The 18,848-nt window shown below is 73.7% G+C and carries 15 protein-coding genes and 1 pseudogene; 14 read left to right on the top strand and 2 right to left on the bottom strand.

The genetic code is table 11. The annotated features are described in order from the left end of the window. Positions 1–8: 8 nt before the first annotated feature. The 10 genes from rpoZ to J4N02_RS08530 are packed head-to-tail and all read left to right on the top strand — an operon-like array spanning position 9 to position 9,870. Positions 9–347, top strand: a complete 339-nt coding sequence (gene rpoZ, locus J4N02_RS08575) for a DNA-directed RNA polymerase subunit omega (RefSeq protein WP_188334407.1) — start codon at positions 9–11, stop codon at positions 345–347. A 22-nt stretch (positions 348–369) separates the two neighbouring features. Then, positions 370–1,593 (top strand): bifunctional phosphopantothenoylcysteine decarboxylase/phosphopantothenate--cysteine ligase CoaBC, encoded by a 1,224-nt coding sequence (gene coaBC, locus J4N02_RS08570; protein WP_188334406.1) that lies wholly within the window; start codon positions 370–372, stop codon positions 1,591–1,593. Then, positions 1,590–2,780, top strand: coding sequence for a methionine adenosyltransferase (gene metK / locus J4N02_RS08565; protein ID WP_208090910.1), 1,191 nt, complete (start codon positions 1,590–1,592; stop codon positions 2,778–2,780). Before coaBC ends, metK begins: the two co-directional genes overlap by 4 nt. Before the next feature lie 38 nt (positions 2,781–2,818). After that, on the top strand, positions 2,819–4,762 hold the full coding sequence (locus tag J4N02_RS08560; RefSeq protein ID WP_188334405.1) for a primosomal protein N': 1,944 nt from the start codon (positions 2,819–2,821) through the stop codon (positions 4,760–4,762). After that, the gene (locus J4N02_RS08555) at positions 4,759–5,751 is read left to right on the top strand and encodes an alpha/beta fold hydrolase (RefSeq protein ID WP_208090909.1); all 993 of its coding nucleotides are present in this window, start codon (positions 4,759–4,761) and stop codon (positions 5,749–5,751) included. The genes J4N02_RS08560 and J4N02_RS08555 overlap by 4 nt, the downstream gene beginning before the upstream one ends. A gap of 9 nt (positions 5,752–5,760) precedes the next feature. Continuing rightward, positions 5,761–6,678, top strand: coding sequence for a methionyl-tRNA formyltransferase (gene fmt / locus J4N02_RS08550; protein ID WP_188334404.1), 918 nt, complete (start codon positions 5,761–5,763; stop codon positions 6,676–6,678). Further along, positions 6,678–7,979, top strand: coding sequence for an RsmB/NOP family class I SAM-dependent RNA methyltransferase (locus J4N02_RS08545; RefSeq protein WP_188334403.1), 1,302 nt, complete (start codon positions 6,678–6,680; stop codon positions 7,977–7,979). The genes fmt and J4N02_RS08545 overlap by 1 nt, the downstream gene beginning before the upstream one ends. A gap of 23 nt (positions 7,980–8,002) precedes the next feature. Further along, complete coding sequence (gene rpe, locus J4N02_RS08540) at positions 8,003–8,674, top strand: ribulose-phosphate 3-epimerase (RefSeq protein ID WP_188334402.1); 672 nt, start codon at positions 8,003–8,005, stop codon at positions 8,672–8,674. A 1-nt stretch (position 8,675) separates the two neighbouring features. Further along, entirely contained in the window at positions 8,676–9,446 is a 771-nt protein-coding gene (locus J4N02_RS08535; protein WP_188334401.1) for a 1-acyl-sn-glycerol-3-phosphate acyltransferase, read from the top strand. A 31-nt stretch (positions 9,447–9,477) separates the two neighbouring features. Then, on the top strand, positions 9,478–9,870 hold the full coding sequence (locus J4N02_RS08530; protein ID WP_188334400.1) for a hypothetical protein: 393 nt from the start codon (positions 9,478–9,480) through the stop codon (positions 9,868–9,870). A 6-nt stretch (positions 9,871–9,876) separates the two neighbouring features. On the opposite strand, the gene J4N02_RS08525 is transcribed toward J4N02_RS08530, so the two are convergent. Next, positions 9,877–11,310, bottom strand: a complete 1,434-nt coding sequence (locus tag J4N02_RS08525) for a carboxyl transferase domain-containing protein (RefSeq protein WP_188334399.1) — start codon at positions 11,308–11,310, stop codon at positions 9,877–9,879. Positions 11,311–11,379: 69 nt separating this feature from the next. Continuing rightward, positions 11,380–12,165 (bottom strand): PAC2 family protein, encoded by a 786-nt coding sequence (locus J4N02_RS08520; RefSeq protein WP_188334398.1) that lies wholly within the window; start codon positions 12,163–12,165, stop codon positions 11,380–11,382. 64 nt (positions 12,166–12,229) lie between these two features. Here J4N02_RS08520 and metH point away from each other — a divergent pair, with 64 nt between their 5' ends. From metH to J4N02_RS08500, 4 genes and pseudogenes are all read left to right on the top strand, one after another. After that, positions 12,230–15,712: a methionine synthase gene (gene metH / locus J4N02_RS08515; RefSeq protein WP_260519427.1), complete on the top strand. Its 3,483-nt coding sequence runs from the start codon at positions 12,230–12,232 to the stop codon at positions 15,710–15,712. Continuing rightward, entirely contained in the window at positions 15,702–16,400 is a 699-nt protein-coding gene (locus J4N02_RS08510; protein WP_188334396.1) for an HAD family phosphatase, read from the top strand. Before metH ends, J4N02_RS08510 begins: the two co-directional genes overlap by 11 nt. Continuing rightward, on the top strand, positions 16,393–17,895 hold the full coding sequence (locus tag J4N02_RS08505; protein ID WP_188334395.1) for an ABC transporter substrate-binding protein: 1,503 nt from the start codon (positions 16,393–16,395) through the stop codon (positions 17,893–17,895). Before J4N02_RS08510 ends, J4N02_RS08505 begins: the two co-directional genes overlap by 8 nt. Further along, positions 17,888–18,775: pseudogene (locus J4N02_RS08500) on the top strand (tRNA (adenine-N1)-methyltransferase); the annotation flags it as partial. The gene J4N02_RS08505 and the pseudogene J4N02_RS08500, both read left to right, overlap by 8 nt. Positions 18,776–18,848 lie beyond the last annotated feature (73 nt).

Below are 18,848 nucleotides of genomic sequence, written 5' to 3'. Positions count from 1 at the left end.
GATGGACGTTGAGCACCCATATTCCCGAGGGGATCACGAACCCCCCGATCGATGAGCTCCTGAGCAAGGTCGACTCCAAGTACCGCCTGGTCCTGTTCGCCGCCAAGCGCGCGCGCCAGATCAACGCCTACTACAGCCAGCTCGGCGAGGGCCTCCTCGAGAACGTCGGCCCGCTGGTCGACACCTCGGTGCAGGAGAAGCCGCTGACCATCGCGCTGCGCGAGATCAACGCCGACGTGCTCGAGGTCACCGAGATCGACCCCGAGGCCGAGGCCGCCGCGCGCGCCGAGGCCGAGGCGGACCCGGACTTCGGCCTCGACCCGTTCGACCCCGACGACCTGGCCTGAGCCCAGCGTCCCGGTGACCGACGTGAGTCGCATCGTCCTCGGTGTCGCCGGGGGGATCGCCGCCTACAAGGCGTGCGAGGTCCTCCGGCGACTCAGCGAATCCGGCCACGAGGTCACCGTGGTCCCCACCCCGAACGCGCTCGAGTTCGTGGGTGCGACGACGTGGGCCGCCCTGTCGGGGCGCGCCGTGGCCACGTCGGTCTTCGAGAACATCACCGAGGTCCCGCACGTCCGTATCGGGCAGCAGGCCGACCTCGTCGTCGTGGCGCCCGCCACCGCCGACCTGCTCGCGCGGGCCGCGACCGGCCGCGCCGACGACCTCCTCACCAACGTCCTGCTCACCGCGACGTGCCCCGTCCTGATGGTGCCGGCCATGCACACCGAGATGTGGCTGCACCCGGCCACCCAGGCGAACGTGGCCACGCTGCGCGAGCGGGGCGTCCTCGTCATGGACCCGGCGTCCGGCCGCCTGACCGGCGCCGACACCGGCCCCGGACGCCTCCCCGAGCCCGTCGACATCGTCGCCGTGGCCACGTCCGTGCTGGGTGACGAGCGCACCGCTGACGCCGTGCGTGCCCGCGACCTGACCGGCCGCCACGTCGTCGTCAGCGCGGGGGGCACCCACGAGGCGCTCGACCCCGTCCGCTTCCTCGGCAACGCCAGCAGCGGCCTGCAGGGCATCGCCCTGGCCCGCGCGGCGTCCCTGCGCGGCGCCCGGGTGACGCTCGTCGCCGCCAACGTCTCCCTGCCGCTCCCGTCGGGCTGCACCGTCCGCACCGTGCGGTCGACCGCCGAGCTCGCCGAGGCGATGCTGGAACTGCAGGCCGACGCCGACGCGATCGTCATGGCCGCGGCGCCCGCGGACTTCACCCCCGAGGCGCCGGCCGACGGGAAGATCAAGAAGGACGGCGACGGGGGGCTCACCGTCTCCTTCAAGCAGACCACGGACGTGCTCAAGACCCTGAGCCACGACCGGCCGCGTGAGCAGGTGATCGTCGGCTTCGCCGCCGAGACGGCCGCCGACGAGGCGTCCCTGATGCAGCTGGGCCGGGCCAAGCTCGAGCGCAAGGGCTGCGACCTGCTCGTCCTCAACAACGTGTCGGGCGGGGCCGTGTTCGGCGAGCCCGACAACACCGTCACCATCATCGACGCCACGGGCGTCGTCGAGGCGGCCGCCGGCTCCAAGTCGGCGATCGCCCACCGCATCTGGGACGCCGTCGTGGCGGCCGGACAGGAGAAGAAGTGAGTCGTCTGTTCACGTCGGAGTCGGTGACCGAGGGTCACCCCGACAAGGTCGCCGACGCGGTGTCCGACGCCGTGCTCGACGCGCTCCTGTCCGCCGACGTGGCCAGCCGGGTGGCCGTCGAGACGCTCGTGACCACCGGCACCGTCGTGGTGGCGGGGGAGGTCTCGACGACGGCCTACGCCGACATCTCCAGCATCGCCCGGGAGCGGATCCTCAAGATCGGCTACGACAAGGCCGAGGCGTCCTTCGACGGCAAGAGCTGCGGTGTGCTGGTCTCGCTGGGCTCGCAGAGCCCCGACATCGCGCAGGGCGTCGACGCGGCCGAGGAGGTGCGCGACGGCGTCGCCGGGGACGACCTCGACCGCCAGGGCGCCGGCGACCAGGGCCTCATGTTCGGCTACGCCTGCCTCGACACCCCGACCCTGATGCCGCTGCCCATCGACATCGCGCACCGGCTGTCCGAGCGCCTGGCGCAGGTGCGCAAGAGCGGCGAGCTGCCGTGGGTGCTGCCCGACGGCAAGACCCAGGTCACGATCGAGTACGACGGCGCGAAGCCCGTGCGGGTCGACACCGTCGTGGTCTCCACCCAGCACACCGAGGCGGCGTGGCGCGACGGCGTGATCCGGGACGCGATCATCTCGTCCGTCATCGAGCCGGTGCTGGCCGCCTACGACATCGAGTCGGCGGGCCACAACTCCTACGTGAACCCGACCGGCAAGTTCGTCATCGGCGGACCGATGGGCGACGCCGGGGTCACCGGCCGCAAGGTCATCGTCGACACCTACGGTGGCATGGCCCGCCACGGCGGCGGCGCGTTCTCGGGCAAGGACCCCTCGAAGGTCGACCGCTCGGGCGCGTACGCCATGCGCTGGGTGGCGAAGAACGTGGTGGCCGCGGGCCTGGCCGAGCGGTGCGAGGTGCAGGTGGCCTACGCCATCGGCCGCGCGCACCCGGTCGGCTTCTACACCGAGTGCTTCGGGACCGAGAAGGTCCCGGTGGAGCAGATCAACGACGCCGTCCTGTCGGTGTTCGACCTGCGCCCGGCCGCGATCATCCGCGACCTGCAGTTGCTGCGTCCCATCTACTCGAAGATCACCAACTACGGGCACTTCGGGCGCGAGCTGCCCGAGATGACGTGGGAGCGGACCGACCGCGCCGAGGCGTTGGCGAAGGCCGTGCGCGGCTGACCCAGACCTTGTCGGTTGCGCCCCCTACGATCGGGCGCATGGGGCAGGTCAGGGTGGCGCGGGTCGCGGTCGACGTGCCGCTGCCGCACCTCGACCGCGTGTTCGACTACGCGATCACCGACGAGCAGGCCGACGCCGTGCAGCCGGGCGTCCGGGTCCGGGTGCGCTTCGCGGGCAAGCTGCGCGACGCCTGGGTGCTCGAGGTCGCCGACACCACCGATCTCGACAAGCTGGCGCCGCTGGAGCGGGTCGTCTCGCCCGAGGTGGTGCTGTCCGATGCCGTGGCCGGGCTGGTGCGTGAGGTCGCCGACCACTGGGGCGGCACGTTCTCCGACGTAGCCCGCCTCGCGGTCCCGCCGCGGCACGCCGCGTCCGAGGCAGCCGCGCGCCCCGACCGGCCCGAGCCCGCGGCGTCCGAGCCCTCGGGCGTACTGGCCGGCCACCCCGGGGGCGAGCGCTACCTCGCCGGGCTGGCGGCCGGCGAACCGCTGCGGGCGGCCTGGAACCCCGTGCCCGTGTTCGGCGCGCCCGGCGACTGGGCCGGTGGGGTGCTGGACGCCGTGGGCGCGACCCTGTCCGCGGGCCGGGGTGCGATCGTCGTGGTCCCGGACGGGGATGCGCTGGACGCCCTCGTCGCGCGCTGTACCGCCGCGTTCGGCAAGGGCAGCTTCACGACGCTCACCGCCGAGCTGGGGCCCGCGACGCGCTACCGGAACTTCCTCGCCGTCGCACGCGGCGACGTGCGCCTGGTGCTGGGGACGCGCGCCGCGGTGTACGCCCCCGTGCACGACCTCGGACTGGTGGCGGTGTGGGACGAGGGCAACGACTTGTTGGCCGAGCCCCGGGCGCCCTACCCGCACGCCCGCGAGGTCGCCGCCCTGCGCGCCGGGCTGGAGCACTCCGCCCTCCTGCTGGCCGGCTACGGCCGCACCGCCGAGGTGCAGGCCCTCGTCGAGAAGGGGTGGCTCGTCGCCCTGGCGCACGAGCCGCGCGAGGTGCGCCGGCTGGGTCCCGCGGTGCACGCCGCCTCGCACAGCGACCGCGCGGAGGACCGCGACCCGGCCGCTAGGGCCGCCCGCCTGCCGCACGACGTGTTCACGACCATCCGGGCGGGGCTCGCCAGCGGGCCGGTGCTGCTCCAAGTGCCCCGGGCCGGCTACGCACCGTCGATGGCGTGCCAGGAATGTCGGGAACTCGCCCGCTGTCCCCGGTGCAGCCACCCGCTGCGCGGCGAGCGGGGCGGGGTGCTCGTGTGCCGGTCGTGCGGGGTGCTGCCGGGGCCGTGGGCGTGCCCGACGTGCGGCGGCGGGCGGCTGCGGGCCCCGACGGTCGGCGTCCGGAGGACCGCGGAGGAACTGGGCCGGGCGTTCCCGCAGGTGCGGGTGGTGCAGTCGTGGTCGGGGCACCTGGTCGACGAGGTGGGGGAGGAACCCGCGCTCGTGCTGGCCACCCCCGGCGCGGAGCCTCGCGCCGAGGCCGGGTACGCGGCGGCGATCCTGATGGACACGGGCCTCCTCCTCGGCCGGCCCGACCTGCGCGCGGCCGAGGAGGCCCTGCGTCGCTGGCTGCACGTGTGCGCGCTCGTGCGGCCGGGCTCCCACCAGGGCACCGTGATGGCGGTGGGGGAGCCGGACGCCCGCGCGATCCAGGCCCTGATCCGGCTGGACGCGCCCGGGTTCGCGGCGCGGGAACTCGCCGAGCGCGTGGCCACGCGCTTCCCGCCCGCGGCACGGCTGGTGCAGTTCGACGGCCCGCGGGCTGCGCTGGACGAGGCCGAGGCCGCATGGCGCCCCGTGCCGGGTGCCGAGCACTTCGGCCCGGTGCCACTGGAGACCACCGGCGAGGGGGAGACGTGGCGGCTGACCGTCCGGTGCCCGCCCGCCCACGGCGATGCGCTGGTGGCGGGACTGAAGGAGGTCGTGGCCGACCGGCTGGCCCGCAAGGCGCCGGGGGCGCTGCGCCTGCAGGTGGACCCGTCATGACGGCGCCGGTGTACCCGCGCACCGAGCCGCACGTGGCCGGGATGCTGACCCTCTCCGACGGGGCCGAGCTCGCCTGGGAGTGCTCGGGCAACCCGACGGGGATCCCGGCCGTCCACCTCCACGGCGGTCCGGGCGGGGGCCGGGGCCGGCGGGGCTTCGTGCGCACGTTCGACCCGGAGCGGTACCGGGTCATCGCCTACGACCAGCGGGGGTGCGGCGCCTCGCTCCCGCGCGTCGACCCGGTCCACGGGCGGGACGCGCACACGCTCGAGCGGTACGTCGCGGACCTGGAGGAGCTCCGCCGGCACCTCGGGGTGGAGGCCTGGCTGCTGTACGGCGTGTCGTGGGGGTCGACGCTGGCGCTGGCCTACGCGCAGGCACACCCCGGGCGGGTGCTCGCCGTGTCGCTGGCCGCGGTGACCACGACCTCGGCGGAGGAGGTGACGTGGCTCAGCGAGGGCGTCGGTCGGATCCACCCCGAGGCCCACGCTGTCCTCGTGGACACGCTCTGCGGCCAGCCCGAGGGGTACCGGCCGGGGGAGGAGCCGCTCGTCACCGCCCTGGACCGCCTCATGGGTTCGCCCGACGCGACGGTGCGGCGCGCCGTGGCGGCGGCCTGGACGCTCTGGGAGGACCACCACGTGTCCCTCGGTGCCGGCGGCTTCACCCCGGTGCTCTCGGAGTGGCCACCCGCCGAGCAGGAGGCCTTCACGGTGCTGGTGGCCCGCCTGTGGAACCACATCGCCTTCGGGGCACCCGGCGGGGCCGCGCCCGCAGACGTCCTGGGCAAGGCGTCCGCCCTGCCGCGGGTGCCCGCCCAGCTCGTGCACGGGCGCCTGGACGTGTCCGGTCCGGTCGTGACCGCGTGGCGCCTGCACCGGGCCTGGCCCGGCAGCGAGCTGGTCATCGTCGAGGACGAGGGCCACGGCGGACCCCGGATGATGCGGGCGGTCACCGACTTCCACGACCGGGTGGCGGCGCGGGCCTAAGCTGGTCGGGTGCGCCTCGTCCTTGCCGGAACCCCGTCCGTCGCCATCCCCTCGTTCGAGGCCCTGCTCGCCTCCGACCACGAGGTGACCGCCGTCGTGACCCGGCCCGACGCGGCCCGGGGCCGCAGCAAGCGGCTCGTGCCGAGCGAGGTGGGGCAGTGGGCGGCCGACCACGGCATCCCGGCGTTGAAGCCCATGCACCCCCGCGACCCCGAGTTCGTGGCCGCCCTCACCGAGCTCGCCCCCGACGCCTGCCCGGTCGTGGCCTACGGCGCGCTGGTGCCGCAGCACGTCCTCGACATCCCGCGGTACGGGTGGGTCAACCTGCACTTCTCCCTGCTCCCGCGCTGGCGAGGCGCCGCTCCCGTCCAGCGGGCCGTCATGGCCGGCGACGGAGTGACCGGCGCCACGACCTTCCGCCTCGTGCGCGAGCTGGACGCCGGCCCCGTGTACGGCACGACGGAGATGGCGCTCACCGGCACCGAGACCGCCGGCGAGGTGCTGGAGGCTCTCGCCCACACCGGCGCCAGGTTGCTCCTCGACACCATCGACGCCCTGGCCACCACCGAGCCGGCCGAGCAGGACGACGAGGCCGCGGTCACGCTCGCGCCCAAGATCACGGTCGAGGAGGCCCGCATCGACTGGACCCGGCAGGCCGACGAGATCGACCGGCTGGTCCGCGGCTGCTCGCCCGAACCCATGGCGTGGACGACCATCGGCGACGAGCGGTTCAAGGTCGCTCTCGGACGCCCCACCGACGAGGCCGGGCTGGCCCCCGGCGAGGTGCGGGTCGAGAAGCGACGGGTCCTGGTCGGCAGCGGCACGACGGCGCTGGAGCTGGTGCGCGTCCAGCCCCAGGGCAAGAAGGAGATGGCCGGGGCGGACTGGGGCCGCGGCCTGCGCGACGCCGCGGTGCGGTTCGCCTGATGGCCGCCGGCAACCGCACGCTCCGCCGCCGGCGACCTGACCGGCCGCGGCTGCTCGCCCATCGCATCCTGGGTGCGGTCACCCAGCAGGACGCCTACGCCAACCTCGAGACCGCCCGGGTCCTGTCCGACGCCGGCCTCGACCCCCGCGACGCAGGATTCGTCACCGAGCTCGTCTCCGGCACGTGCCGCCTGCTCGGCACCTACGACCGCATCCTGGCCGCAGCGTCCGGGCGCGACTCCTTCGACCCCGCGCTCGCCGACGCCCTGCGCCTGGGCACCCACCAGCTGCTCAGCATGCGGGTGGGGCACCACGCCGCCATCAGCACCACCGTCGACCTCGCCGCGGCCACCGTGGGCGAGAAGGTCGCCGGGCTCACCAACGCGGTGCTGCGCAAGGTCGCCGCCCGCGACCTCGACGGCTGGGTCGACCACCTCGCCCGCGACGAGGACGCCCTCGGACGCCTCGCGCTGCGCACCCACCACCCCCGCTGGATCGCCCAGGCCTACATCGACCTGCTCGGCGACGAGGCCGATGAGGCGCTGTCCGCCAACAACGTCCCGCCCGTGCCGACGCTCGTCGTGCGGCCCGGCCTGGCGGAGGTCTCCGAGCTCGAAGGCGAACCGACCAGCCGCTCCCCGTTCGGCGCCCGGCGCCCCGGCAACCCGGGCGACCTGCCCGCCGTCCGCGAGGGCCGCGCCGGCGTCCAGGACGAGGGCAGCCAGCTCGTGGTGCTCGCGCTCGCCGAGTCCGACGCGCCCGAAGGTCCGTGGCTCGACCTCTGTGCCGGCCCCGGCGGCAAGGCGGCCCTGCTCGCCGGCCTGGCGATGCAGCAGGAGAGCACGCTGCTGGCCTCCGAGCTCCAGCCGCACCGCGCCGAGCTGGTCGCCCAGGCCCTGCGCGCCTACGACGGCCCCCACCGGCCGCAGGCGATCGCGGCGGACGGCACCCGGCCCGCGTGGGCGTCCGGCCGTTTCGCCCGGGTGATGGCCGACGTGCCCTGCACCGGTCTGGGGGCCCTGCGCCGGCGTCCGGAATCGCGGTGGCGCCGCACGCCCGAGCACCTCGCCGAACTCGTGCCCCTGCAGCGCCGCCTGCTCACCTCGGCCCTCGACTCCGCCGCCCCCGGCGGGGTGGTCGCCTACGTGACCTGCTCGCCGCACCGCGACGAGACCGAGGGCGTCCTCGCGGCGGTGCTGGCCGACCGGGACGACGTCACCCGCGAGTCGACCACACAGCTGTGGCCGCACCGCGACGGGACCGACGCGATGTTCTGCGCGCTGCTCCGCCGCCGCGCATGAGGCCCAACGGATAGAGTCGCCTCGTGGCGAACCGCATCCATCCCAGCATCCTGAACGCGAACCTGGCCGGCCTCGACGACGAGATCCGCCGGATCCCCAGCTCGGCGGGGATCCACATCGACGTGATGGACAACCACTTCGTGCCGAACCTCACGCTCGGGCTCCCGGTCGTGGAGTGCCTGCGGAACAACCACCGCGACGCCTTCCTCGACATCCACCTGATGATCGAGAACGCCGACGTGCACGCCCCGGCCTACGCCGAGCTGGGCTGCGAGTCGGTCACCTTCCACCTCGAGGCGTCGAACGCGCCGATCCGCACGGCGCGGCAGATCCGCTCGGTGGGCTCGCGGGCGTCCATCGGCCTGCGGCCCCAGACGCCGATCGAGCCCCTGGCCGACATCATCACCGAGTTCGACATGGTGCTGATCATGACCGTCGACCCGGGCTTCGGCGGGCAGAGCTTCCTCGACGGCATGCTCGGCAAGATCCGGCGCACCCGCGAGATCGTGAAGGGCTCCGGCCAGGAGATCTGGATCCAGGTCGACGGCGGCATCGCCGAGTCGACCATCGAGCGGGCCGTGGACGCCGGCGCCGACGTCTTCGTCGCGGGGTCGGCGGTGTTCCGGGCCGAGGACCCCGACGCCATGGTGCGCTCCCTGAAGGACCTCGCCGACGCCCGCTGCGCGGGGCACTGAGATGGGCAAGGAGCTCGACCGCAACCGCAGCCAGCAGCCGCTCCGCACCCCCAGCGCCCCGGGCGACGGCCCGGTCTACCGGCGCCTCGCCGCGTTCGCCGGGGTCGTCCTGCGCGCCACCTCCCGCGAGGTCTGGGACGACGCGGCCGCCCTGCCGGCCACCGGCGGCATGCTGCTGGTGAGCAACCACGTCAGCTACGCCGACGTGCTGGCCGTGGGCCGCTACGTGATCTGGTCGGGCCGCTGGCCCCGTTACCTCGGCAAGGCCGAGCTGTGGAGCACCCCGGTCGTCGGCTGGTTCGCCCGCAAGTGCGGCCAGATCCCCGTGCTGCGCAACACCGCCCAGGCCCGGGACGCCCTCGCCCCGGCCCAGGCCGCCCTCGAGCGGGGGGAGTGCGTCGGCATCTACCCCGAGGGCGGGCGCACGCGCGATCCCGACCTGTGGCCCATGACGGCCCGCACCGGCGTCGCCCGGCTGGCGCTCTCCACAGGCGTGCCGGTGATCCCGACGGCCAACTGGGGCACCCACCTGATCATGCCCGGGCGCCGGCTCACGTGGCCGCGGCTGTGGCCGCGCAAGACCATCCGCGTGGTCATGGGCGATCCGGTGCCGCTGTCCGACCTGCACGGGCGCACCGACGTCGAGGCCATGCGCATCGCCACCGACCGCATCATGGACGCCGTGACGATCCTCGTCGAGGGCCTCCGCGGCGAGACGCGGCCGGCCGGTGTCTGGGACCCCCGAAAGGGTGAACGCGTCACAAAGGCGTGACAACGCCCGATGCGGCGCGCAAGGATGACGCATGGCTGAATACACCGAGCAAGAGCAAGAGCAGGTCCGTCGCGCCGTCCTGAACGCGATCGCCTACGTCTCGAAGGCCGACCCCGGGTTCTTCGCCGCCTTCTCCGAGAGCGCCGCGGGGGCCCGCGCGCTCGCCGCCGCCCCCGAGGGCCTCCGCACCCTCCTCACCGGCGGCTTCATCCTCCCCGAGGCGCAGTCCCCCGAGGAGTTCGACGCCAGCGTGGTGCCCGACCTGCAGGCCGCAGTGAGCGCGGTCGCCGCGAAGGACCCCGCCGACGCCCAGGCGCTCAAGGACGTCGTCCTGGCCGCCGCGCAGCAGGTCGCCGAGGCGTCCAAGGGCGTGAGCCCCGAGGAGCAGCAGGCCGTCGAGAAGATCCGCGCCGCGCTCGCCTGAGCCTGGCTACAGACCCAACGACCGGTAGCGTCGGGCCCGCTGGGCCCGGCGCTTCCGCCTGTCCTGGGCCATGACGCGCAGCAGCTCCTCGCGCAGCGCGTCGCCCAGGCCCCGGCAGAAGGCCTCCCGCTCGGCGGCGGGGTCGTCGGGCTCGGGCACGACCCGGTCCACGATGCCGGCGGCCAGCAGGTCCGCCGAACGGACGCCCTGGGCCTCGGCCATGTCGGGGGCCCGGTCGACCGTGCGGTGCATGATCGCGGACGCCCCCTCGGGCGGCAGCGGGGCGAGCCACGCGTGCTGGCTGGCCAGGACCCGGTCGGCCGGGTTGAGCGCCAGCGCGATGCCACCGGTGCCCTGCCCCATGAGCAGGCTCACCGTGGGCGTGGGCAGGGTGATCAGGTCGCTCAGCGTGCGCGCGATCTCGGGGGCGAGCCCCCGCTCCTCGGCCTCCTTGCTCAGCGCCGCCCCGGGGGTGTCGATGACGCTCACCAGCGGCAGGCGCAGCTCGCGGGCCAGCCGGATACCGCGCCGGACCTCGCGCAGCGCGGCGGCGTCCAGCGGGGTGGCCTGGTCGTCGCGATCCTGACCGACGACCACGCAGGGCGCCTCGCCGAACCGGGCCAGCGCCAGCACCGACCCGGGGTGCGACTCGCCGTCGCCGGTGCCGTTGAGCAGGGTCACGTCGGTGGCCGCCAGCGCCAGCAGCTCGCGGATGCCGGGCCGGTCGTCGCGGCGGGTCCGCAGCACCGACTCCCAGGCGGGGACGTCCGGCAGGTCCACGGCGGCCGCGGCCGGGGGCGCCACCGCGTGGTCCTCCGAGGTGAGGTGGGCGTCACGCCGCGCCATCATCACGGTGAGCAGGCGGTCGAGCGCCTCGGCGAGCTCGGCGGGCGTGCAGACCGCGTCGATGACGCCCCGCTCGGCCAGGTTGTCGGACAGCTGCACCCCGGACGGGAACGGCTCGCCGTACAGGGCCTCGTAGACCCGAGGCCCGAGGAAGCCGACGAGGGCGCCGGGCTCGGCGAAGGTGACGTGTCCGAGCGACCCCCACGAGGCGAACACCCCGCCCATGGTGGGGTGGCGCAGGTACGTGAGGTAGGGCAGGTTCTCGGCCTTGTGCGCCATGACCGCGCCGGTGATCTTCACCATCTGGAGGAAGGCGGGCGTGCCCTCCTGCATCCGGGTGCCGCCCCCGATGGGGAACGCGATGACCGGCAGCCGCTCGGCGGTCGCCCGCTCCAGGGCTGCGGTGATGAACTCGCCGCCGTTGACGCCGATCGAGCCGCCCATGTGGTCCCCGTCGCCGGCCACCCAGGCCACGCGGCGGCCGCGCAGGCGGGCCTCGCCGGCCAGCACGGCGGGATCGGTGACGGGGAACTCCCAGACGGAGCGCTCCTCGAACACCGCGGACAACAGGTCGTGGACGGACAGGCGCGCCATTGCTTCCTCCGGTTCGGGCTCTCCGACGAGGCTAGTCCCGGGCCGGGCGGGCCACGATTCCGGCTGCCCCTAGCGGCCGCGGCGGCGCAGGTAGCGCTCGAACTCCCAGGCGATCTCGTCGCCGGTGGCCTCGGCGGTGTCGTAGCGGACCTCGAGGGAGGCCACGTACTCGGCGACGTCGGGGTCCTCGGCGACCAGGTCGGTGACGCGGGACTCCCACGTGGCCGCGCGGTCGACCAGCTCGCCGGGCTCGAGCTCGTTGTCGAGGAATTCCCCGACGCGCTGCAGCAGCGCGAGCGTCGCCTTCGGGTTGGGCGGCTCGGCGACGTAGTGGGGCACGGACGCCCACAGGCTCGTCGTCGTCAGCCCGGCGTCGCGGCAGGCCTGGGCGAGGACGCCCACGATGCCCGTGGGGCCCTCGTAGTCGGTGCCGTCCTCCGACACCGGCACCGGGCGCGAGTGCGGGGCGTCGGCGAGCATCGCGCCCATGGCGATCACACGCTCGGGGTCGATCGAGCGGAAGGCCGAGACGAGGGCCGCGCAGAACGCCTTCCAACGCAGGTTGGGCTCGGGGCCGTTGACCAGGACGAGGTCCTGGTCGGGCAGCCGCGCGACGAGCACCTCGGTGGTGGCCCACTGGATCGACCGCTCGCCGTTGTCCTGGCGCACCAGCACCGGCCGGTTCTCGGTGAGGTCGTAGTACTCGTCGGGGTCGAGCTGGAAGCTGAACTCCGTCTCGTAGCCCTCGGTGAGGTGGTCGATGACACCCGTGGCGGCGTCCCCGGCATCGTTCCACCCGCTGAAGGCGAACAGCACCACCGGACGCCGCAGGTCGGTGAGCCGCGTGGGAACCATGCGCGCCACCCTAGCGCGGTGGGCGCGACCGCCCGCGGAGGTGCCCGCTGGCTATCCTTGCCCGGTGACCGAAACCCTTGCCACCGCCCTGTCCCGTCGCGTCGTCATCGCAGACGGGGGCATGGGGACGATGCTGCAGGGGTACGAGCTCACGGTCGAGGACGACTTCGCCGGGCTCGAGGGCTGCAACGAGATCCTCAACGTGACCCGCCCCGACGTCGTCGAGGCGATCCACGCCGCCTACCTCGACGCGGGGGCCGACGCCGTCGAGACCAACACCTTCGGGGCCAACCTCGCCGCCCTGGGCGAGTACGACATCCCTGAGCGGATCGCCGAGCTGGCCGAGGCCGGCGCCCGCATCGCCCGCCGGGCCGCGGACGCGGCGTCCACCCCCGAGCGGCCCCGCTGGGTGCTGGGCTCGATGGGCCCGGGCACCAAGCTGCCCTCGCTGGGCCACCTTCCCTACGCCACCCTCCGCGACGGCTACCAGACCCAGGCCGCGGCGATGATCCGCGGGGGCGTCGACGCCTTCCAGGTCGAGACCTGCCAGGACCTGCTCCAGGCCAAGGCCGCCATCGTCGGCGCCAAGCGCGCGATGGCCGAGGCCGGCGTGACCCTGCCGATCCTGGTCAACGTCACCGTCGAGACCACCGGCACGATGCTGATGGGCTCCGAGATCGGCGCCGCCCTGACCGCGCTCGAGCCGCTCGGCGTCGACGTGATCGGCCTCAACTGCGCCACCGGGCCGGCCGAGATGAGCGAGCACCTGCGCCACCTGTCCCGCAACGCGCAGGTGGGCGTGGCCTGCATGCCGAACGCCGGCCTGCCCGAGCTCACCGCCGACGGGGCCCGCTACCCGCTCGGCCCCGAGGAGTTCACCGCGACCCTCACCCAGTACGTCGACGAGTTCGGCCTCGCGCTGGTCGGCGGCTGCTGCGGCACCACCCCCGAGCACATCCGGCAGCTCTCGGACGCCGTGGGCGGGCGTCCGCTGGCCCCCCGCACCCCGGCCGACGTGGCCTCGGTGTCGAGCCTGTACGCCGACATCCCGCTGCGGCAGGACACCTCCTACCTGTCCGTGGGGGAGCGCACCAACGCCAACGGCTCCAAGGCCTTCCGCGAGGCGATGCTCGCCGGCAACTGGGACGAGTGCGTCGACATCGCCAAGGGCCAATCCCGTGAGGGCGCGCACCTGCTCGACCTGTGCGCCGACTACGTGGGCCGCGACGGCACTGCCGACATGCGTGAGCTGGCGTCCCGGCTGAACACGTCGGTGACGCTGCCGATCATGCTCGACTCGACCGAGCCCGAGGTCATCGAGGCCGGCCTGGAGTCCCTGGGCGGGCGCTGCGTCATCAACTCGGTCAACTACGAGGACGGCGACGGCCCCACCAGCCGGTTCGCCCGCGTGATGCCGATCGTGCAGGAGCACGGCGCCGCCGTCGTGGCGCTCACCATCGACGAGGAGGGCCAGGCCCGCACCGCCGAGTGGAAGGTGCGCGTCGCCGAGCGGCTGATCACCGACCTCACGCAGAACTGGGGGCTGGCCACCTCCGACATCATCGTCGACTGCCTGACCTTCCCCATCGGCACCGGCCAGGAGGAGACCCGCCGCGACGCCATCGAGACCATCGAGGCGATCCGGCAGATCACCGCGAAGTACCCCGAGGTGCAGACCACGCTGGGCGTCTCGAACGTCAGCTTCGGGCTCAACCCGGCCGCGCGCGTCGTGCTCAACTCGGTGTTCCTCAACGAGTGCGTGGACGCCGGGCTGAGCTCGGCGATCGTGCACCCGAGCAAGATCCTGCCGATGGCGCGGATCCCCGAGGAGCAGCGCGAGGTGGCCCTCGACATGGTCTACGACCGCCGCCGCGAGGGCTACGACCCGCTGGCCCGCTTCCTGGAGTTGTTCGAGGGCGTCACCACCGCCGACACCAAGGCCGCGCGCGCCGAGGAGCTGAAGGCGCTGCCGCTGGGCGAGCGCCTCCAGCGCCGCATCGTGGACGCCGACGACAAGGGCCTGACCGACGACCTCGACGAGGCGTTGGCGTCCAAGCCCGCGCTCGACATCGTCAACGAGGACCTGCTGGCCGGCATGAAGACCGTCGGCGAGCTGTTCGGCTCGGGCCAGATGCAGCTGCCGTTCGTGCTCGCCTCGGCCGAGGTGATGAAGAAGTCGGTGGCCCACCTCGAGCCGCACATGGAGAAGTCCGACGACGAGGGCAAGGGCACGATCGTGCTGGCCACGGTCAAGGGCGACGTCCACGACATCGGCAAGAACCTGGTCGACATCATCCTGACCAACAACGGCTACACGGTGGTCAACCTCGGCATCAAGCAACCCGTCGGCACGATCATCGAGGCCGCCGTCGCGCACAACGCCGACGCGATCGGCATGTCCGGGCTGCTGGTGAAGTCGACCGTCGTCATGAAGGACAACCTGCTCGAGCTGAACGCCAAGGGGCTCATCGACAAGCCGGTGCTCCTCGGCGGGGCTGCGCTCACCCGCGCCTACGTCGAGCAGGACCTCAACAACCTCTTCGAAGGTGAGGTGCGCTACGCCCGCGACGCCTTCGAGGGCCTGTCGCTGATGGACGCCGTGATGGCGGTCAAGCGGGGCGAGGCCGAGGCGCTGCCCGCGCCCCGGGAGCGGCGCGTGAAGGGCAAGACCCGCCAGGAGGCGGTCGACCCCGACCTGTACGCCGACACCACGCGGTCCGAGGTCGCCCGCCGCATCGACGTGCCCACCCCGCCCTTCTGGGGCAGCCGCGTCGTCAAGGGCATCAAGCTGGCCGACGTCGCAGAGTGGCTCGACCACCGGGCCACGTTCATGGGCCAGTGGGGCCTGCGCGGCGGCCGTGGCGGGGCGACGTACGAGGAGCTCGTCGAGACCGAGGGCGTCCCGCGCCTGCGGACGTGGCTCGACCGGATCCAGACCGACGGGCTGGCCGAGTTCGCGGTCACCTACGGCTACTGGCCGTGCCACTCCGAGGGGAACACCCTCGTCGTGGGCGCGCCCGAGGACCCGACGCGCGAGCTGACCCGGTTCACGTTCCCGCGCCAGTCCCGCGACAAGCGCCTGTGCCTGGCCGACTTCTTCCGCGACGCCGAGGAGGCCGCCGAGCTGGGGCCCGACGTGATCGCGTTCCAGCTGGTCACCATGGGCTCGCGCGTTGCCGAGGAGACCAACCGCCTGTTCGCCGGCGACTCCTACCGCGACTACCTCGAGCTGCACGGACTGTCGGTGCAGTTGACCGAGGCGCTCGCCGAGATGTGGCACCACCGCGTCCGTGAGGACCTGGGCCTGACGGGCGCCGCCGACGGCGACGTGGACGCGATGATCCGCGACCAGGCCTACCGCGGCTCGCGGTACAGCTTCGGCTACCCGGCCTGCCCCGACCTCGAGGACCGCGCGAAGCTGGTCGCCCTGCTCGAGCCCGAGCGCATCGGCGTGGTGCTGAGCGAGGAGCTCCAGTTGCACCCCGAGCAGTCCACCGACGCGCTGGTCGTCCACCACCCGGAGGCGAAGTACTTCAATGCCCGCTGAGTTGGTCCCCGGCGTCGACGTCCCCGCAGCCTTGCTGTGGGACTTCGACGGCACGCTCGTCGACTCGGAGAAGTCGTGGCACGCGGCCGAGGCCCGGCTCATGCGCACCTGGGGTGGCGGCACGATGACGCCCGTCCAGCACCACGCGCTGGTGGGCAACTCGCTGCGCGACAGCGCGCTGGCGATCATGGGCTGGAGCGGCGTCACGGGGGAGGACCCCGACCACTGGGCCGCCGTCCTGAACGACTGGGCGCTGGAGGACATGGTCGAGGTCGGGGTCGACTACCGGCCCGGCGCGCGGGAGTTCCTGGCGACGGCCCGGGCGGCCGGTATCCGCTGCGCGCTGGTGTCGGCGTCCTGGACCCAGGTGCTGGAGCACGTGGTCGACACCATGCCCGCGGGGAGCTTCGAGGTCATCGTCGGCGGCGACCAGGTCACCCACGGCAAGCCCGACCCCGAGCCCTACCTGCTCGCGGCGCAGCGCCTCGGGCTGGCGGTCCGCGACTGCCTCGCCCTGGAGGACTCCCTGCCGGGGACCGCCTCGGCCGAGAACGCCGGCCTCGCCACGATCGCGGTGCCGTTCGAGCAGGTGATCGTGCCCGCCACCCGCCGCCGCCTCGTCCCGACCCTCGAGGGGCTGACCCTCGCCGAGGTGGGCGCCCTCTGGCAGGAGCTCCGCGATGCGTAGGCTCGCAGCCCTCGCCGCCGGCGTCGCGCTGCTGGCCGGCTGCACGATGCCGCAGGCGCCCGAGGAGCCGGCGCCCGCGCCCAGCACCGTGGAGACGCCGAGCCCGACGCCCACGCCGCCGCCGCGTCCGTTCACCGTGACCACCACCGAGGTGCCCACCACGTTCGACCCCGCCGCGGCGACGACCGCGGCCGACGCGCTGGTCGCCCTCAACGCGTTCAGCCGGCTCATGGTGGTGCACCCCGAGGGGGCCGAGCTCAAGCCCGACCTGGCCAGCGACTGCCTCTACACGTCGCCCACCACCTACCAGTGCGACCTGCCCGAGGGGCTCACCTTCCACAACGGGCACGAGCTGACGGCCTCCGACGTGAAGTTCAGCATCGAGCGCGCGTACCGGCTGAGCGTGCCACGCAGCTCGATCCAGCTGTTCGACTCCCTCCAGCGGGTCGACGTGGTCGACGAGAAGACCGTGGCCTTCGTGCTCAAGTACGCCGACAGCCAGTTCGGGCACGCCCTGGCCACGCCCGCGGCGTCCATCGTCGACGAGGAGCTCTACGACCCCGACGCGGTGCGCAGCAACGAGGGCCAGGTCGTCGGCTCGGGCCCCTACCAGCTGGTGACCACGGCCCCCGACCACCTCGTGTTCGAGCGGTTCGAGGACTACCGGGGCGCCCAGGGCGGGACCATCGACGAGGTCAGGGTCAGCTTCGCCGCCGACAGCGGGGCGGTGGAGGAGGCGATGGCCGCGGCGTCCACCGACGTGGTGTGGCGCAGCCTGAACGAGTCAGCGCTGCAGAGGCTGGCCACCGAGATGGCCACCCACGACGACGCCACCCGGACCGGCTTCACCCGCGTGGACCTGCCGCAGGCGCGCGTGCAGCGGCTGCTGTTCCGGCCCGACTCGGCCTATCGCGAGGACCCCGCCGTGCGGACCGCCGTGGCCGCCGCGCTGCAGGCCGACCGCTCGCTGGCCTCGATCGTGCCGCCCACCGTCGAGGGCGCGGTGGACGCGTTCCCGGTCGGCGGGACCGCCGAGGTCCCCGACCTGGGCGGCCAGCGGCTGCGGCTCAGGCTGGCCTACTCGTCGAAGGCGCCGGGGCAGCGCGACCTCGCCTCGATGCTGCGCGACCGGCTCGAGGAGCGGGCCGGCATGTCGGTGCAGCTCGTGCCCGACACCAACGACGCCGACCTGCTGCTCACCGACCGCCCGGCGTGGGTCAACACCGCGTTCGGCTGGTTGCAGTCCTACGTCGACGACGCGCTGCCCGGCTCGCGCGAGAAGGTGGACGACCTCGTCCGGCACGCCCGGGAGACCACCGACCCACCCACCCGCCTGGCCCTGCTGGCCGAGATCCAGCAGCAGGCGGCCGCGGACCTGACGGTCCTGCCCCTCTCCGTCGGGCCCGAGACGATGTTCCTCGGCCCCGGCACCACCCTGCAGGGCCAGCCCTTCGGCCCCGCCTGGCAACTCGGACTCTGGAGCCTGCGTGACTGACCACCCGACCTACCCGACCACCACCGGCCCCCTCCAGGAGGGCGAGCGGGTCACGATGAGCGACGCCAAGGGGCGCCGCCACTCGGTGAAGCTGCGCGCCGGCGGGGTGTTCCACACCACCAAGGGCGGCATCCAGCACGACGACCTCATCGGCGGCCCCGAGGGGGTCGTGGCCACGTCGGTCGGCGGCGACCAGTTCCTGGTGTTCCGGCCGCTGATGCACGACGTGATGGTCTCGATGCCCCGCGAGGCCGCGGTCATCTACCCCAAGGACGCCGCGCACATCCTGATGCAGACCGACATCTTCCCTGGCGCCCGGGTGCTCGAGGCTGGCGTGGGCTCGGGCGCGCTGACCATGGCGCTGCTGCGCGCCCTCGGCCCCACCGGGCGGCTGTGGAGCTACGAGCGCCGCCCCGAGTTCGCCGAGGTGGCCAGGAAGAACGTGCGCGCGTTCTACGGTGACGAGCCGGCCTCCTGGGAGGTGCGCCTGGGCGACCTCGCCGAGGTCATCGGCCCCGAGGATGTCGACCGCGCGATCCTCGACATGCTCGCCCCCTGGGACTGCATCGACGCCGTGGCCGAGCGCCTCGTGCCCGGCGGGGTGCTGTGCTGCTACGTCGCCACCGCCACCCAGTTGGGTCGCACCGCCGACACCCTGCGCACCCACGGCGGGTTCACCGAGCCCGTGCTCAAGGAGTACACCGGCCGCGACTGGCACGCCGAGGGCCTCGCCATCCGGCCCGGCCACGCCACCAGCGGCCACACCGGCTTCCTGCTGTTCACCCGTCGGCTCGCGCCGGGCCACCAGGCGCCACGCAAGAAGCGGCGTCCGGCCCCGGGCGCCTACGGCCCCGACTACGTGGGGCCGCGCCCGTCCTGAGTGGCCGCGCACCGCCGCGTCCTCTCCGCGACCCTGTAACGATTTCATCACGAAAGACCACCGCCGATCTGTG

The sequence above is a fragment of the Propioniciclava sp. MC1595 genome (genome assembly GCF_017569205.1).
Lineage (GTDB): Bacteria > Actinomycetota > Actinomycetes > Propionibacteriales > Propionibacteriaceae > Propioniciclava.
Note: the sequence above shows the minus strand (reverse complement) of the source record. Positions and strands in the feature narration are given on the sequence as shown.

What these genes read in the sequence shown, in the direction of transcription:
- J4N02_RS08560 (WP_188334405.1), top strand. Translation starts at nt 2,819, where the DNA reads ATGGGGCAGGTCAGGGTGGCGCGGGTCGCGGTCGACGTGCCGCTGCCG.
- J4N02_RS08555 (WP_208090909.1), top strand. Translation starts at nt 4,759, where the DNA reads ATGACGGCGCCGGTGTACCCGCGCACCGAGCCGCACGTGGCCGGGATG.
- J4N02_RS08545 (WP_188334403.1), top strand. Translation starts at nt 6,678, where the DNA reads ATGGCCGCCGGCAACCGCACGCTCCGCCGCCGGCGACCTGACCGGCCG.
- J4N02_RS08535 (WP_188334401.1), top strand. Translation starts at nt 8,676, where the DNA reads ATGGGCAAGGAGCTCGACCGCAACCGCAGCCAGCAGCCGCTCCGCACC.
- J4N02_RS08530 (WP_188334400.1), top strand. Translation starts at nt 9,478, where the DNA reads ATGGCTGAATACACCGAGCAAGAGCAAGAGCAGGTCCGTCGCGCCGTC.
- J4N02_RS08525 (WP_188334399.1), bottom strand. Translation starts at nt 11,310, where the DNA reads ATGGCGCGCCTGTCCGTCCACGACCTGTTGTCCGCGGTGTTCGAGGAG.
- J4N02_RS08520 (WP_188334398.1), bottom strand. Translation starts at nt 12,165, where the DNA reads ATGGTTCCCACGCGGCTCACCGACCTGCGGCGTCCGGTGGTGCTGTTC.
- J4N02_RS08510 (WP_188334396.1), top strand. Translation starts at nt 15,702, where the DNA reads ATGCCCGCTGAGTTGGTCCCCGGCGTCGACGTCCCCGCAGCCTTGCTG.
- J4N02_RS08505 (WP_188334395.1), top strand. Translation starts at nt 16,393, where the DNA reads ATGCGTAGGCTCGCAGCCCTCGCCGCCGGCGTCGCGCTGCTGGCCGGC.